Genomic DNA, 17,321 nt, shown 5'->3' on the forward strand with positions numbered 1-17,321 from the left:
TGTCGCTCCTTTTTTATGATGAGGTTTTTAAGACAGACTTGCAAGTATCGAGATAGGAGTCGACCACTTCTGCCACTTCTCGCCCTTCTCGAATTGCCCAAACGATTAAGCTTTGACCTCGCTTCGCATCCCCGGCGACAAAGACATTATCCGTTACTGTATGGAAATCCTTCGTCTTTTCGACGCCGATTTTCCGCAATTCATGCTCCGGTCTCTCAAACCCAATCGCAACGAGGACGAGATCCGCAGGATACGTCTCGATCGAATCTTCTTCCACGAAGAAAGTCGCCTGACCATCCGGGTTGACAACTTTCGTCATCCGTTCCGTTTCAATCCCAGTGACACGTCCTTCTTTCGTGACGATTTGGTTGGAACGAATCAAATACGTTCTCGGGTCTTTCTCATACACCTCGAGCGATTCAGCGTACGCATAATCTGTCGTTAGCGTGTCAGGCTGCAACGGCCAAGGTTTCTCAGGTGCACGAAGCAACCCTTTTGATGGGTGCTTACCAAATTGAACGACTGATTTTGCGCCTTGACGAATCGCAGTCGCCACGCAATCGGCGCCTGTGTCCCCACCTCCGATGACGATGACATCTTTATCTTTGGCGTCAAATTTCGATTCGAGATACACTCCTTTTCGTTCATGCATCGAGGCTGTCAAATAGTCCATTGCCATTTCCACGCCAATGGCATCATCTCCATCAATCCCAAGCGTACGCTGTTTTTGTGCGCCAGTCGCCAAAATGACAGCATCGTACTCGTTACGAAGCGATTCGACCGTCACGTTGGTACCGACCTCTACATTCGTCCGGATGACGATTCCCTCTTGCTCGAGCAGGCGAACACGACGTCTTACGACACCTTTATCCAGTTTCATGTTCGGGATTCCGTACATGAGGAGCCCACCCGCTTCGTCCGCCTTTTCGATAATCGTGACCGAATGTCCAAGCTGGTTCAATTGATCGGCTGCAGCCAATCCGGCTGGACCGCTTCCGACAATCGCGACCGTCATCCCGGTTCTATGCTGAATCGATCTCGGTTTCACCCATCCTTCTTCAAAGGCACGGTCGATGATTGTCCGTTCAATCGATTTGATGGCGACAGGATCTTCACTAATGGCGAGCGTACATGACCCTTCACACGGCGCCGGACAAACCCTTCCCGTGAACTCCGGGAAGTTGTTCGTCTCCATCAATCGATGATACGCACCCATCCAGTCTGCTTTCGTGACAAGCTTGTTCCATTCTGGAATATAGTTGTGAATCGGGCATCCAATCGTCTCCTGACCAATCAACTCCCCGACATGACAGAACGGTGTGCCGCAATTCATACAACGTGCGGCTTGTTGCTGGACAGATTCGTCATCCATACGAGACGCATATTCATCATAATCTCTCACCCGTTCATCAACCTGACGCTCTGGTAAGGTCGTTCGCGCGATATTCAAAAAGTTATGTTTCATGCGATACCTCCTTCAGTCACGACGCGGAACAATTCAAGTGCTCGGTCGGCCTCACTCAATTCTGGACGATTCGCCTCAATCTGACGCATCACGTCTAAGACGTTCGCATAGTCTCTCGGAACGATTTTCACAAAGTGTGAACGCACTTGTTCAAATGACTCTAAAATCATCCGTGCTTTGACGCTGTCTGTATGGAATTGATGCGCTTCAAGAAGTGTATAAATTTGTTCCATGTCCTCATCGTCCAGTTCTCGTTCGACGGAAACGAGTTCCTCATTGACGAGTTGTTCATACGCTTGTGCTCCGTAAATATAAGCTGTTCCACCAGACATACCGGCCGCAAAGTTTCGCCCAATCTGCCCGAGTACGAGAACAGTACCACCCGTCATATATTCGCAGCCATGATCTCCGACTCCTTCGACGACTGTCGCTGCACCTGAGTTACGGACGGCAAAACGCTCGCCGACGTGCCCGTTAAAGAAAGCTTGACCGCTCGTCGCTCCGTATAAGCAAACGTTACCAGCAATCATTTGTTCACTCTCGTCAAACGGGGCATGTTTTTCAGCAATCAACGCCAGTTTCCCTCCACTCAAGCCTTTACCGATATAATCGTTTGCATCTCCAATTACAGAAATGGTGATTCCACGTGGTATGAATGCACCTAAACTTTGTCCGGCCGACCCACTAAGTCGAAGTGAAATCGTATCGTCCGGAAGACCAAACTGACCATGAACTTTCGTTACTTCAAATCCTAACTGTGTCCCGACCGCTCGATCCGTGTTGCGAATCCGACCAACGAAGAATGTCGGCTGCAACGAGCTAATCGACCGGGAAACTGCTGGAATCAATTTCCGATGATCATAGGAATAATATGCCGGATGAGGTAGCTCTTCAGAATCTGGGAGTGGTGTCGGCATTGAGAGCATCGGTGCTAAATCCAACCGTTTTGCTTTCGGATGAGTCGTCTTCCACTCACTTTCTTCGAGTAAATCCGTTCGACCAATCACTTCGTCGAGTGACGTCACACCAAGTGATGCTAAGATCTCCCGTACTTCTTCAGCTAAGAATGTTATCAAGTTGACGACATGTTCTGGTTTCCCCATGAATTTTTGGCGAAGTACCGGGTCTTGCGTCGCCACACCGACCGGGCAAGTATCTAAGTGACATGCGCGCATCATGATACAGCCGAGAACGACAAGCGGTGCTGTCGCAAAAGCGAACTCTTCCGCTCCGAAGATTGCGGCCATGACGATATCCCGCCCTGTCATAAGCTTTCCGTCCGTCTCAAGCGTGACTCTCCCCCGCAATCCATTCAATGCAAGCGTTTGATGTGTCTCTAAGAGACCGAGTTCCCAAGGGAGTCCCGTATGCTTGATTGATGTCTTCGGAGAAGCACCGGTCCCGCCATCATATCCACTGATGACAATCGTATCCGCGTTCGCTTTTGCCACACCTGCCGCAATCGTCCCGACCCCTGATTTCGATACGAGCTTGACACTGATTTTTGCGTTCGGATTCACATGCTTTAAATCAAAAATCAGTTGTGCCAAATCCTCGATGGAATATATATCGTGGTGCGGAGGCGGCGAGATCAGTCCAACCCCAGGAACCGAACCTCGAACTTCCGCTACCCATGGATACACTTTGTTCCCCGGAAGTTGTCCACCTTCTCCAGGTTTTGCTCCTTGAGCCATTTTAATTTGAATTTCATCGGCATGATAAAGATATTCGGCTGTCACACCGAAACGTCCGCTCGCGACTTGTTTGATGCGACTGATTCGCTCGTTTCCAAATTCATCTGCCACATAACGAGCGCGGTCCTCTCCCCCTTCACCAGAGTTACTTTTCGCACCAATCTGGTTCATGGCGATGGCGAGTGTTTCGTGCGCTTCTTTCGACAACGACCCGAACGACATCGCGCCGGTCTTGAATCGTCCCACAATCGAAGTGATAGGTTCAACTTCGTCAAGCGCCACAGGACGTTGTGCTTTGAACGTAAACAACTGGCGGATAAACTGTCCTGAAGACTCATGCAATTTGACGTAGGCGTCGTAGTACTTTCGATCATTCTCGCGGCAAGCTCGTTGCAACAAATGAATTGTCTTTGGATTGAATGCATGCTCTTCTCCGTCTGCCCGCCACTGGAAATCGCTCCCCGCTTCTAGCGGACGATTCGTCTGGTAAGCGGATTCGTGCAACACTCTCGCCTCGCCCTCTAGTTCAACGAATCCAATCCCAGATAGTTGAGATGTCGTTCCTCGGAAATGCCTTTCAATCAATCGACTGTCTAATCCGATCGCTTCGAAAATTTGAGCCCCACGATAGCTTTGAATCGTCGAGATACCCATCTTCGACATGATTTTGACGATCCCTTCTACGACCGCTTTCTGATAAGATCGAACAGCCTCTTCAAACGTATGAGCGATTTGACCATGTTCAACTAAGTTTTGAATCGTTGCATACGCGACGTATGGATAGACCGCATCTGCTCCGTAACCAATCAACGTCGCTGCCTGATGCACTTCTCGAACTTCTCCACTCTCACAAATGATGCTACAGCTCGAGCGTAAGTTCTCCCGAATTAAATGCTGGTGTACCGCACTAAGTACGAGAAGTGAAGGCATTGCAATTCGCAACTCATTCATGAGGCGATCAGATAGGACGATGACGTTCGCACCTTCTTGAACAGCTTGACTGACGCTCTTCAAGAGTGCGTCAAGTGCCGATTCTAAATCACTCGCAAATGTTGCATCGATTCGTTTGAGTGTAAGTCGCTCATCAATCTGATCAAGGGTGGTGCCATCAATAATCGGATGGTCTAACCAGACACGCTTCGCATGCCCGCGTCCTGTATGGACCGGATCTCCTTGCGGACCAATCCAGGTGAATGTCGCCGTGACAATCTTCTCTCGCAATGCGTCAATAGGCGGGTTCGTCACTTGTGCAAAATGTTGTTTGAAGTAATGGAACAGCGATCGTGGGCGTGTCGAAAGCACAGCGATTGGTTGATCGTGTCCCATCGACCCGATTGGATCTTTCTCGTCATTAATTAAAGGAACCATGTATTGTTCGATGTCCTCTTTTGTATAACCGAATGCACGCTGCACACGGTCTAGCTCTGAAACCGTTTGCTCCTGAACACCTCTGTCCTCAATAATCATCATTTGCTTTAGCCATTTATGATATGGCTCTGACTTCGCAATCGTCTCCTTGATTTCACTGTCTGGAATCAATCGCTTCTCAATCAGGTCAATCAACAACAACTGCCCCGGTCTGAGACGTTGCTTTGATTTGACGTTCTCAGCATCGACCGGAATGACCCCCGTCTCAGACGACAGGATCAATTCCCCGTCCAATGTTTCGATGTAACGCATCGGACGCAAGCCATTCCGATCTAAAATTGCCCCGATTTGCCGACCATCTGTAAAGACGACACCAGTCGGACCATCCCACGGTTCCATGATTGAAGAATGATATTGATAGAAGTCACGTTTGAAAGGTCCCATTTTCGCTTCCACGAATGGTTCTGGAATTAACATCATGGCTGTGTGCGCTATCGAACGACCGGTCCGCGTGAAAAATTCAAAGGCATTATCGAGCATTGAGGAGTCACTGCCATCCTCTTGGAGAACAGGGAACAAGTGATTCACGTCTTCAAACAGGTCTGTTGAGGTGACTCCTTCACGTGAACGCATCGCATCGATGTTTCCTCGTAACGTATTGATTTCACCATTATGGACAATCATCCGGTTTGGATGCGCTCGTTCCCAGGACGGGAATGTATTCGTTGAGAATCGAGAATGGACAATGCCGAATGTACTCTTATAGTGAGGCGATTGTAAATCCAAGTAAAATGCGGAGATTTGGCTAGGCGTCAACATTCCTTTATAGACAATTGTCTTCGTCGACAAACTAGCGATATATAAGTTTAACATTTCGACTTTTTCGATTTTTCGTCTGAGTTCATAAAAAACCCGTTCATTTGCATCTTCATCTAGGAATGGGCATGAGATGAACCACTGATAGATGACCGGTTGCGTCACACGGGCATGTTCACCGATTTGTGTGGAGTCCACGGGTACTTCGCGCCACTCGATCGTCGAGCAATCCAATTCATCCGCCATACGTTCCATTAATTTAACTTTTTCATTCAGTCGATCTTCTGACGGCTGAAAAAAAACCATTCCGACAGCGTAACGACCGAGTGACGGAAGGTTCATCGTTTGCATGAACAACTCATGTGGAATCTCTGTCATAATGCCAGCACCATCTCCGGCATCGATGACGCCTTGTCCACCTCGGTGCTCTAAATTACACAACATCGAAAGTGATTTACGGACAATCTCATGTTTTTTAAGTCCGTGTAAATTGACATATAGTCCAATTCCGCACGCATCTTTCTCAAATCTTGAGTCATACAGTCCAACTCGACTCATATCATCGACCCCTTTCACTCACAGTTTCGTAATTAACATTTTGTTCTAAATATTCTGATAAATCAAGTACACTGTATGTATTTTTGCATAATAAGAATATCAAAGAATATATATGAAAGCGCATACATCATTGATATCAATGAGTTACTCAGTTTTAGTTATATTAGATAAAGAATAAATATCCATCAATATTATTTATTTATAGGTTCTTAAGAACGTAAAAAAAGGATATCACTTAAGATATCCTTTTTTATTATTCAACTGTTTTACGCGTATGGTGTAAAAACGATTTCGGTCGCTTCCACAAAATCAATCCGATATACCCAATTGCAAGCAACGCGAGCGCACTAATGATGACGACATATAGCGTCCCCTCTTCGATTCTTGCAAAAATACCGATGTATGCCCAAACGAATACGAGAGGATAGATGAAGTCGTGGTGCCACCACATGAAAAGAAGGGCTAGTACGACCCCAACCATGAGTATGAGTGACGTCCAAGCAAGTTCATCGAGTCCTAACAGTGAAGTAATTTGCTCCGTCTTCATGACGACAAACGTATTGACGATTGTTGCAACCGATACCCAACCGATATAAATGGAGAATGGGAAGCGGTCGAGCCAACTTGTAGACGTTCGGAACGCGATATAGTACAGCCAACAAAGCGAAGCTAAGAATGATACCATGACGACGAGAGAGATGATGAACCACTCATTCGTGAATGCAAGTAGCCATAACCCGTTCAATACACATGAGATTAGAAATCCTGCCTTCATTCGATTAGCTTGTCGATTTGCCGCCGTCCCTTTTTTCACTTGCAAGACTAACCATACAAGTAACGCCACATAGATGACTCCCCAAATCGAGAAGGCGTATCCCGCTGGCTTAAAGTAAATATCGATTCGATCTGAAACCGCGGCATTGTCACCACTCGCAAAATAATTGATGACAACCGTCGCCAAGAAAGCGACCCAGTTCACTATCGGCCATTTAGATAAGTCCATATCCTCGATCTTCTAAACGAAGATCAAACACCTCCTTTTAGCAACATAATAATCAATACCCCGATCCGTGTGACTCTACACGTCAAAAGGGACTTGCCTAAGCGAGTCCCTTTTGATTAAAAATCGATTTCATCTGGGTCTGGTCCTAGACGTTCACCCGTCGCCACTTGGTCGATTTTTGCTAAATCGTCTGCATCGAGTGAAAAGTCAAACACGTCAAAATTCTCACGGATTCGGTGTGGTGTAACCGACTTTGGTAAGGCGACGTGACCCGACTCGAGGTGCCATCGAAGCACAACTTGTGCAGGCGTCCGGTCATGCTTTTCAGCTATTTCCGAAAAGACAGGAATGTCTAAGAACTTTCCTTGCATAAGTGGACTCCATGCTTCAATTTGAATGCCTTCATCTTGGCAATAGTCTAGCAAATCCGGTTGTGGTAGTTGTGGGTGTAGTTCCACCTGGTTAATGAGTGGTGTCATAAGTCCCGCTTCTTTCAACGCTTCAAGATGATGCTCTTTGAAGTTTGATACACCGATTGCTTTAATCTTCCCAGCCTCATACAAATCGATGAGGTCCTTCCATGCCTCGACAAAGCCATCTACCGGCCAATGAAGCAGGCAAAGGTCCAAATAATCTGTCTGAAGGCGCTTCAATGAGTTTTCAAAAGCTACTTTTGTTTTCCCCTCACGAATATCATCATTCCAAATCTTCGATGTGATGAACAATTCTGAACGGTCGACTCCTGAAATTTTGATTCCTTTTGCGACGCCATCTTCGTTTTTATAAATTGCAGCCGTATCGATATGACGATAGCCCGTTTTAATGGCCTCAACGACAGCTGCTGGTGCTTCAGTATCATTGTCGACTTGCCACACTCCAAAGCCGATCATCGGAATTTCTACCTTGTTTCTTAACGTAGCATATAACATCTAGTTCATCCCCTTTTTATTCTATCGAACTGATTCTATCATACCCGAGAATTTATTTTGAAAAACTAAATCGTCAAATCTTTTCGGATAAAACGGATGAACGAGATTACTGAAAAGAATATTAATAAGCCGATTAACCATATAAAATGAATGCCACCAAATTCTTCACGCATGATGGCCGGAGCATCGAAGAGAGAGAAGAAGGAGATGTTCCCTAGCCATTCGAACTGCTCACTCACTCCGTTAATGATATTCACCATTAAGAAAAACGTAAAGATTCCACCCGTCACTATATAGGATTTGCTACTATCATCGAACAGACTTGCCAACATATAAGCAACGACACCTAATACGAGCAGCATGAGTGCTCCGTTCAATTGAAGCATCCATAGAACAGAATAGTCGATTTGTAAATCAAACAATACATCTGCTGCCATGAGACTGAGCCCATTTAATCCGACAAAAAAACTTACTGCAATGATGAGGATGACAAATGTGGACAATACATACGTGACTCGAGAAATCGGTGCCGCCATGTAAAGCATGATTTCTCCAGAATCGACCGGTTTGGCGAGGAGTTTTGAGGCAAACGTCAACGCAAACAACACAGCGAGTACATAAAAGATCAATCCATAATAATTACTCGACAACAAATTGAGCAAATTATCCATCGCCATCGTCGCATCGATTTGGAACACGTCGAGCAGTTCCGGTGGTAACGACTCTAACTTTGCCTCAATCAATCCCGTTTCCTGAATGGACGGGAAAATAGCCGCCAAAAAGAAGAGGTAGATACTTGTTCCGATTGAATAACCGAGAATCCAACTGCGATTTTGTCTAAACATAGATCTTATTAACATTTATGTCCCCTCCCCGTAATACTGCATAAACAAGTGTTCGAGTTCGTCTGCGCCACTCTCAAGTGAACGAATCTCATAGTCGGCAAGCGTTCGGATTAAGTTGTTTAATTCTCGTGGCGACGTGATCGCGACCTCGACGTGTACTCCATCTCGCGATCCGGAATCTTCGATGAATCGAATCGCCTCTGTCTCTGATGAGAATTCGATTCGATATCGTTTCACACTATGCTGTCGAAGTTCTCCCATGTTTTCCTCGATAATAATGCGGCCGTCTTTAATCAATGCGGCACGATCACACGTCCGTTCCATCTCTGGAAAATGGTGTGAACTCATGAGAATCGCTTTTCCTGCTCGTTTTTCTTCAATCAACCAATCGATTAACCGTTCCTGCATGAACGGGTCAAGTCCACTCGTCGGCTCATCTAAAATATAGACAGGCACATCTTTCATGAAGCACGTGATAATAGCCAACTTTTGCTTCATTCCTTTTGACATCTTCCGTACTTTCGTCGCTTCATCAAATGAAAATCGTTCACGAAGCCGCCGTTCGCGGTCAGTATCTGTTTTGTGCAAATGACGGGTCAACCGAATGATTTCTTCTCCGGTCATGTTTTGTGGGTAATTGATTTCTCCCGGCAAATAGCCAACGCTCTCTTTCACCTTCTCTGTTTCTTGCCAACAATCGAATCCATTGATTGAGGCTTTCCCTTCATTTGGTTTCAAAAGTCCCATCAAATGCCGAATCGTTGTTGATTTACCTGCACCATTCGGTCCGATGAATCCAAAGATCATTCCCGGTGATACGTTAAGCGAGACGTCAAAAATACCGTGTGTCGAATCGAACCGTTTCGTCAATTGCTGAATCCGAATCATCTCGAATCCCCCTTTTTTTGAAATATTCATTTAATATAATTACAAAATTAGTATATCACGTTCTTTTTTGAAATGGTAATGGTATATTTATTACAAAACTATAGAAAGGAGCGATTATTCAAATGGATGGATTTGCAAAACGCACTGAAGAAAAACGACAGGCCATTTTAAGCGCGGCTTTTGACTTAATGACAGAGAAGCAATCTCGATTTACCGTAAGCGAGCTCGCTAAAAAAGCACACGTTTCCCCCGTATCCATTTATAATTATTTTGGTTCAAAAGAGCAGGTCATCATTGAAGTATTAAAACAAATGACGGAGGAACAAATGAGTTGGATTGATCAAAAAATCGAATCGAATGCTCCCTTCGACGCGTTACTCGTAGACATCTTGAAGCGAAAAATTAAGACAGCGGTTCTCTTTGATGAGACCATTACGAAGACAATGCAACAGGACCCGAACTGGGAACAACTTGCGACCCGGGGATACACCGCCTTCGCCCGACTGATTGAGTACGGTAAGCAACAAGGATCAATCGATGTGACCTTATCGACCGCCTCTTATCTTCGCTATGTTCAGTTAATGCAGCAGGCCATCCTGTCCGACCCTCATTTTTCAATCGGTGATATGAAAGAAACGATGGAAGATTATTTTCATTTCTTTTTAAACGGGGTTATTAAACGTTAAAAGGTGACTGTCTAAGATTTTCAGACAGCCACCTTTCTTCATGTTTTATAGATAAAGTCTTCGATCGGATAAAGCGATAGATCCACTTCGGCGTCGCCTTTAAGAACGAGATCACTTAACACTTTCCCGATGAATGGGCCTACCGTCAATCCGGATGAGCCTAGACCGTTCGCGACTAGCAGGTTTTCTGCCCCGGGCACCCTTCCAAGCACAGGGATCGAATTCGGTGTGACTGGACGGAAGCCAACTTTCGTTTCAATGAGTTCTGCTTCAGCAAGACCGGGTGAAGACTCCAAAGCTTTTGTCAGTACTTCATGAACACCAATCGCCGTCGGTCGTGCATCGAATGCTTTTCCTTTCTCATGCGTTGAGCCGATGACAACCTTACCATCGTCAAATCCAAGTAAATACCGTCTCCGTGGTGGCATGACAACCGGCCAATTCGATGCATCGGTGTCCTTTAATTGAACGTGAACGAGTTGCGCCTTCTCTCCGTCGACACGAGCTGTATATCCAATAGGCTGTAACAGTTCCGGTAGCCACGCCCCCGCCGCAAGGATGATTTCATCCGCTTCATGGAGAACTCCGTCACACTCTACGCCAATCTCATCCCCACCAGTCAATCGTGCCGAACCATAGACGAACTTTGCACCGCGTTTTTGGGCGACACGCTCGAGTGCTCCTCGGAATTTCCCACCGTCCACACGTGCTCCACCTGTTACTAGAAGCGCATCATATTCATCAGATAACGGAGGAAAGCGGAGTTGTGCCTCTTGTGCGGTCAATCGTTCGAGGTCGCCGATTTCCGGGGCCTCTTCACGTCGTTTCATCGTCCGCTCCATCATCTGGTCAAGTTTTGCTTCTTCATGTAGCGCAAGAGTCCCGACCCGTTTGTATCCGGTCTCCGTTTCCCCTTCAGCTTCCAACTCTTTCACGATCTGCGGATAATAGTGCGCACCTCCTTTTGCGAGTGCGTACCATGCTTTATTGCGTCGTTGCGCAATCCACGGACAGACGATTCCTGCTGCCGCATCTGTCGCACGTCCTTCTTCTTTACGGTCGATGACCGTCACGTCAGCTTTACCTGCTAAATGATAGGCTGTCGATACACCAACGATTCCCGACCCGATAATCACAATTTTCTTCATCATAAATCTGTCCTTTCAGACAGATGGACACATCCTTTCGTGAAAAAATCATCGACCCAATGGATCGATGATTAAATGTTATTCTCTCATCGCTAGACGATACAATAAGTCTAACAATTCAATATACAACCAGACGAGTGTGACGATTAATCCGAACGCCGCCACCCATTCTAATTGTTTCGGCGCACGAGCTTCGACCTGACTTGCAATAAAGTCAAAGTCTAAGACGAGCGCGAGCGAAGCGACGATGACAATGACAAACTGTACGCCGATTGCAAGCGGGCTCGAACCGGTCATAAACGCCAACCCTGAACCGAATAGACTCATGACGAGTTGCACGAGATATAGCAACATGACTGTGAACATGGCAGCCATGACACCGGCTCTGAATTTTTGTGTCACTTTGACGAGCCCTGTCGTATAGACAAACCACATCGCAAAAGCAACGACAAACGTCGTCAATACGGCACGTCCCACAATACCAGGGACCATCGCTTCAAAGAAATACGAAATCGAACCGACAAACACACCTTCAACAATACCGTAAAGTGGTGCAACGACCGGCGCTGTATTCGGTTTAAACGTGATGAGCAAGGCAAAGATAAACCCGAGGATGAGCGATCCAATCATAATCGGGAACAAGAGTTCTTCCCCAATTGTAGGAACGACAAGCCATGTCGTACCGGCTGCCGCCGTCACGAGAAGAAGCAATGTAAACACTTTGGACCATGTCCCTGCTTTTGTCATCGGCTCGGCACTATAAGCTGTAGAGTGCATAGATTTACGAAGTAATGGATTCGATTTTAAGTTCAACGTTGTATAGCTCCTTTATGATTCAGTTACTGTTTTGCGAATACGTCGATGAACGCGCGCATATAATCTGGTAAATCTGGTGGTCGGCGACTCGAGACGATATGTCCGTCAACGACGACCGGCTCATCATGCCAAATCGCACCCGCATTTTCCATGTCATCTTTGATTCCCGGCGTGCTCGTCACGTTCACCCCGTCTAAAATGTTCGCTGAAATCAGCACCCAACCAGCATGACAAATTTGACCGATCGGTCGCTTTTGTTCATCCATATAGCGGACGAACCCCTTCACCGAATCAGAACGACGTAACAAGTCAGGTGACCAACCACCCGGAACGAGAATCGCATCGAACGAAGTGATGTCTACATCATCAAACGATACGTCTGATTTGGCAGGGACACCATATTTACCGATATACGCATGATCGGCTTTCTCTCCCGCGAGGATCACGTGCGCTCCTTCTTCACGAAGACGGTGCACCGGATACCAAAGTTCTAAATCCTCGAAGTCATTACTGACAAGTTGAAGAACTTTCTTTCCTTGAAGTTTCATCAAACCCCTCCTTATATTCATTCACCATTATACCCGAAACCGGGAGTGGCGAAAACGAAGAATCGTGATTGTTGTTCCATGATATTGATTAGGGATGATTCTCACCACTATATCTTGTGTTTCCACTCTACAATATTGATATTATATGATACCTTTAGTGGTAGGAGATTGAGAAGGAGGCACATCACGTATGAAGCAATATCATGACTTATGTCGACATATTCTCGACAATGGAATAGCGAAAGAAGACCGGACTGGTACAGGGACGACGAGCATTTTTGGCTATCAAATGCGCTTTAATCTGCAGGAAGGTTTTCCCCTTATCACGACGAAAAAATTACATACTCGTTCGATCATTCATGAACTACTTTGGTTCATTTCGGGAGAAACAAACATTCGTTATCTACAAGAGAATGGAGTCCGTATTTGGAACGAATGGGCAGATGAAGAAGGTAATCTAGGACCCGTATACGGCTCACAATGGCGTTCGTTCCCGCGCCCGGACGGCTCGACCGTCGATCAGTTGGCTCAAGTGATTGAACAAATCAAGACAAATCCTGATTCGAGACGGTTGATCGTCTCCGCATGGAACCCTGGACAACTAGAGGAGATGGCCCTCCCACCTTGTCATCTGTTGTTCCAATTCTATGTCGCCGACGGGAAGCTATCTTGCCAATTGTATCAGCGGAGTGCCGACACCTTTTTAGGAGTTCCGTTCAATATCGCTTCCTATGCGCTTCTGACGCACATGGTTGCGCATGTGAATGGCCTTGAGGTTGGTGATTTTGTCCACACAATCGGAGATGCACATATTTACCACAACCATCTCGAGCAAGTGGAGCTTCAACTGTCACGTGAGCCACGCCCGTTACCACAACTCAAGATTGTCCGAGACGTCCCCTCAATCGAATCATTCCGTTTTGAAGACTTTGAGATTCTCGGATATGACCCGCATCCACATATTAAAGGGGAAGTGAGCGTATGATTTCGCATGTCGTTGCGTATGGGCAGAGCCGAGAAATCGGAAAAGACAATGATTTGTTATGGCGCTTGCCAGATGACTTGAAACACTTCAAGACCGTCACGTCTGGCGGGACCGTCGTAATGGGAAGAAAGACGTTCGAATCAATCGGAAAGGCTTTGCCAAACCGACGCAATATCGTCGTCACGTCCGATTCTTCATTTGAAGCAGATCAAGTCGAAGTATGGCATGACTTGGACCGTCTTGTTGAATTGAGTGAGCAGGAAGAATGGTTTGTCATTGGTGGTGCCACCTTATATGAGCAGACGATGCCGATGACGAGTCGAATCTATGCCACGGAAGTCGAATCTAGGTTCGAGGCCGACACGTATTATCCTGAACGCACAGGGGAATGGACAGTCACAAATCAAATCAATCATCCACAAGACGAAAGACATGCATATTCCTTCACGTTCAAACAATACGACAAAGCAGACATCGAGTAATCATTGATGTCTGCTTTTTAGTCTGGTAGTTTTTCTAGCCACTGTTCAATTTTTTTCGTAATGATTTCGTCATGTTCTTCATCCGCATAGTCATCATAAATCGCTTCAAGCTCAGATGCGGTACGTTTCGATACTGCGAGAATGTGGCTATATTTCCCCCGCTGCTCCTTCACGGCAGACAATGTACCTCTCGCTTCATCTACCCGGGCATCATCCAAGACGAACATTTCAATGTTATCGTTACAAGAATACGCTTCATAAGGACGATACACTACTTCATATCGGCGGTGTTCTTTAGGCAGTCGGTCCGCGAGCGAAATATATGTATTCGTTGACATCGTCACATATGCAATCCGCTTCTCTTCACGGACTGCAGATGAATAACGGACAACACGATTTCGTCCATCTCGTTTCGCTTTGTATAACGCCTCATCTGCATAGGCGCACCATTCACCAAGTGTATAGCCCGTCTGGCAGACGCGCGTGTAGCCAATCGATACCGTCACTTGATGGTCATAAGGAAACTCCAACGTTTCGATTTTTGAACGGACACGCTCCAACACCGTTTCGACAATCGCCCGATCTGAAATATTTAAGAGAATTAAAAATTCTTCTCCACCATAACGAATGAGCTCATCGCTCGAGCGAATCGCATGGCGAATTTCCTCTGATACACGATGAAGGACATCATCTCCGTATGAATGACCGAACGTATCGTTCAATTGTTTGAAATGATCGATATCAAGTAAGGCGACAGCAAAACTCTCTCCAGAGCGCTCCAATCTCGAGATGAATCGAGAGAATGTCGGTTTCAAATACTTGCGGTTAAAGGCTCCTGTCAATTCATCCACGAGTAACGCCTTTGATACGAGACGGGATTTTTCAATATGTAATCCGAGACGTACCAACCGTTCCTCCATCGGAACCCACGATTCCCAATAATCATCGAATCCGTAAGAGTATGCAGCAAGACGATAGTGTTCATTCGTACCGATGACGATGAGCGGCACATAGAGTTTTCTCATTTTGCTGACGAATGATTGGATGTCTCGTTCTTTGAACTGCGGCCATAGTTCGACGTCCATGATGATGGCTTTTGGCACATCCTCATAATCGTATTCAACCGCTTCTTCGAGGGTTTGTAAAAATACCGGACGAGCTCCTAGTTTTTCGACACGCGATTTATAGCGACTAAATGTAGAAAAACTTGCTGATAAAATCAGGACAAGGTCTTCATCTTCTTGTTCAATTCCTAGGACTGTATGGATATATCGCTTCACAGGTGAAATCAGGGTCAACGCTTCCGCTTGGGTGAGGACACTAGGTAACTCCTTCGCTTCAGACTCGACACGACTAAAGATTTCTAACAAATGCATCAAACGTCGTTGTTTAACTTCCTTCTTCATCCAATCGAGTAGAAATTCGATATCGCTTTTTGGAATTTGTCTAGACTCTGATATCTTCTTCAAAATCATATGTATACGTTCAGTGAGTTGACCTTGCTCCATTTTCGTCCCCCTATGTTCGTACTCCCCGAATTATCTTATGCTTCGATTATGCGACTTCGGCGGTTAAAATACAACTATTTCCTTATTTATTTTCTATTGTTTTACATATACATAGGTCATATGTCCTAAAATAGACATACAAAAAGCGGTCTTGCGACCGCTTTTCGTTATTTTTTCACTTTTAGATTTGGAGTAGTCATCTCTTCGGGACGAATCCATTGATTGAATTGTTCTTCTGTCAATAAACCTGTTTTCAATGCCGCTTCTTTTAAAGAGGTGCCGTTTTTGTGTGCCGATTTTGCAATTTTTGCAGCGTTCTCATATCCGATATGCGGATTGAGTGCTGTGACGAGCATGAGTGATTGCTCTACGTTTCGTGAAATCACTTCCTGATTCGGTTCAATCCCGACAGCACAATGATCATTAAATGAATGTAAGCTGTCCGTCAATAGACGACATGTTTGTAGGAAATTGTACATGATGACCGGCTTGAAGACATTCAGTTCAAAATTCCCCTGACTCGCCCCAAAGCCAATCGTCGCATCATTACCAAGTACTTGCGCGGCAACCATCGTGAGAGCCTCGCTTTGCGTTGGATTTACTTTACCAGGCATAATCGAGCTTCCCGGTTCATTTTCTGGAATCGTAATTTCTCCGATTCCCGCACGCGGACCAGAAGCCAACCAACGCACATCGTTCGCAATCTTCATGGCGTCCATCGCTAGTGCTTTTAAAGCACCGTGCGTGAAGACGAGTTGATCGTGACTCGTTAGAGCGTGGAATTTGTTCACGGCTGTAATGAACGGCTTGCCTGTCTCTTCTGAGATTTTCTTGGCTACGACTTCACCGAACTCAGGGTGCGCGTTGATACCTGTCCCGACGGCCGTTCCTCCGAGAGCAAGCTCAGTGAGTGGTTCTATCGTCCGTTCAATCATCTGTTTTGACAGTTCTAGCATCCGCACCCAGCCGCTGATTTCCTGTCCGAGCGTGACCGGTGTCGCATCTTGAAGATGCGTCCGTCCGATTTTGACGATATCCATATACGCTTTCGCTTTTTGCGAAAGGGTTTTGTAAAGCGAGTCGATTGCCGGTAGGACATCATCTTGTACGGAAAGGATGGCTGCGATGTGCATCGCTGTCGGATACGTATCGTTCGAGCTCTGCGATTTGTTGACATCATCATTTGGATGAATCGTGATCGATTGTCCTCGTGCCTGTAACTTTTCATTGGCAAGATGCGCGATGACTTCGTTGACGTTCATGTTGGACTGCGTTCCTGAACCCGTCTGCCAGACGACAAGCGGAAATTCGGCGTCGTGTTGCCCTGCTAAAATCTCATCCGCAACTTCCGAGATGATGATCGCTTTGTCTTCCTCAAGTACACCAAGTTCGGCGTTCGCTAAAGCCGCTCCTTTTTTCAAAATGGCAAAAGCGTATACAATCTCAAGCGGCATCTTCTCAGCACCGATTTTAAAGTTTTCAAGACTTCGCTGCGTTTGCGCTCCCCATTTCGCATTAGCTGGGACTTTAATTTCCCCCATTGTGTCCCGTTCGATCCGATAATCCATTATAAATTCCCCCT

At 46.1% G+C, this 17,321-nt stretch carries 14 protein-coding genes; 3 read left to right on the plus strand and 11 right to left on the minus strand.

Annotated elements, in window-relative coordinates:
• Positions 1-13: 13 nt before the first annotated feature.
• The 6 genes from KNO76_RS00070 to KNO76_RS00095 form a co-directional block, all read right to left on the minus strand.
• Positions 14-1,465 (minus strand): glutamate synthase subunit beta, encoded by a 1,452-nt coding sequence (locus KNO76_RS00070; protein ID WP_214881245.1) that lies wholly within the window; start codon positions 1,463-1,465, stop codon positions 14-16.
• Positions 1,462-5,901 carry a glutamate synthase large subunit gene (gene gltB / locus KNO76_RS00075; protein ID WP_214881248.1) on the minus strand — a complete coding sequence of 1,480 codons (4,440 nt, stop codon included), beginning with the start codon at positions 5,899-5,901 and terminating at the stop codon, positions 1,462-1,464. The genes KNO76_RS00070 and gltB overlap by 4 nt, the downstream gene beginning before the upstream one ends.
• A gap of 253 nt (positions 5,902-6,154) precedes the next feature.
• The gene (locus KNO76_RS00080) at positions 6,155-6,904 is read right to left on the minus strand and encodes a tryptophan-rich sensory protein (protein WP_214881251.1); all 750 of its coding nucleotides are present in this window, start codon (positions 6,902-6,904) and stop codon (positions 6,155-6,157) included.
• 116 nt (positions 6,905-7,020) lie between these two features.
• Positions 7,021-7,833, minus strand: coding sequence for an aldo/keto reductase (locus KNO76_RS00085; protein WP_214881254.1), 813 nt, complete (start codon positions 7,831-7,833; stop codon positions 7,021-7,023).
• Between the two features lie 65 nt (positions 7,834-7,898).
• Positions 7,899-8,693, minus strand: coding sequence for an ABC transporter permease subunit (locus KNO76_RS00090; RefSeq protein WP_214881256.1), 795 nt, complete (start codon positions 8,691-8,693; stop codon positions 7,899-7,901).
• Positions 8,694-9,566: an ABC transporter ATP-binding protein gene (locus KNO76_RS00095; protein WP_214881258.1), complete on the minus strand. Its 873-nt coding sequence runs from the start codon at positions 9,564-9,566 to the stop codon at positions 8,694-8,696.
• A gap of 122 nt (positions 9,567-9,688) precedes the next feature.
• Between KNO76_RS00095 and KNO76_RS00100 the strand changes: the two genes are divergently transcribed.
• Positions 9,689-10,252, plus strand: a complete 564-nt coding sequence (locus KNO76_RS00100) for a TetR/AcrR family transcriptional regulator (protein WP_214702127.1) — start codon at positions 9,689-9,691, stop codon at positions 10,250-10,252.
• Between the two features lie 38 nt (positions 10,253-10,290).
• On the opposite strand, the gene KNO76_RS00105 is transcribed toward KNO76_RS00100, so the two are convergent.
• The 3 genes from KNO76_RS00105 to KNO76_RS00115 all read right to left on the minus strand — a co-directional run bounded on the left by KNO76_RS00105 (position 10,291) and on the right by KNO76_RS00115 (position 12,764).
• Positions 10,291-11,400: an NAD(P)/FAD-dependent oxidoreductase gene (locus KNO76_RS00105; protein ID WP_214881260.1), complete on the minus strand. Its 1,110-nt coding sequence runs from the start codon at positions 11,398-11,400 to the stop codon at positions 10,291-10,293.
• A gap of 78 nt (positions 11,401-11,478) precedes the next feature.
• A complete protein-coding gene (locus KNO76_RS00110) occupies positions 11,479-12,213 on the minus strand; it encodes a Bax inhibitor-1/YccA family protein (RefSeq protein WP_214881262.1) in 735 nt (244 codons plus the stop codon).
• A gap of 26 nt (positions 12,214-12,239) precedes the next feature.
• Positions 12,240-12,764 (minus strand): type 1 glutamine amidotransferase domain-containing protein, encoded by a 525-nt coding sequence (locus KNO76_RS00115; RefSeq protein ID WP_214881264.1) that lies wholly within the window; start codon positions 12,762-12,764, stop codon positions 12,240-12,242.
• 190 nt (positions 12,765-12,954) lie between these two features.
• On the opposite strand from KNO76_RS00115, the gene KNO76_RS00120 reads away from it, so the two are divergent.
• A complete protein-coding gene (locus KNO76_RS00120; RefSeq protein ID WP_214881266.1) occupies positions 12,955-13,749 on the plus strand; it encodes a thymidylate synthase in 795 nt (264 codons plus the stop codon).
• Positions 13,746-14,231 carry a dihydrofolate reductase gene (locus tag KNO76_RS00125; RefSeq protein WP_214702134.1) on the plus strand — a complete coding sequence of 162 codons (486 nt, stop codon included), beginning with the start codon at positions 13,746-13,748 and terminating at the stop codon, positions 14,229-14,231. Before KNO76_RS00120 ends, KNO76_RS00125 begins: the two co-directional genes overlap by 4 nt.
• 17 nt (positions 14,232-14,248) lie before the next feature.
• On the opposite strand, the gene KNO76_RS00130 is transcribed toward KNO76_RS00125, so the two are convergent.
• On the minus strand, positions 14,249-15,739 hold the full coding sequence (locus KNO76_RS00130) for a GGDEF domain-containing protein (RefSeq protein ID WP_214881268.1): 1,491 nt from the start codon (positions 15,737-15,739) through the stop codon (positions 14,249-14,251).
• 167 nt (positions 15,740-15,906) lie between these two features.
• Positions 15,907-17,307, minus strand: coding sequence for a class II fumarate hydratase (gene fumC, locus KNO76_RS00135; RefSeq protein ID WP_026826075.1), 1,401 nt, complete (start codon positions 17,305-17,307; stop codon positions 15,907-15,909).
• Positions 17,308-17,321 lie beyond the last annotated feature (14 nt).

This window comes from Exiguobacterium sp. s101, from assembly GCF_018617835.1.
In the GTDB taxonomy this organism is placed as follows: domain Bacteria; phylum Bacillota; class Bacilli; order Exiguobacteriales; family Exiguobacteriaceae; genus Exiguobacterium; species Exiguobacterium marinum.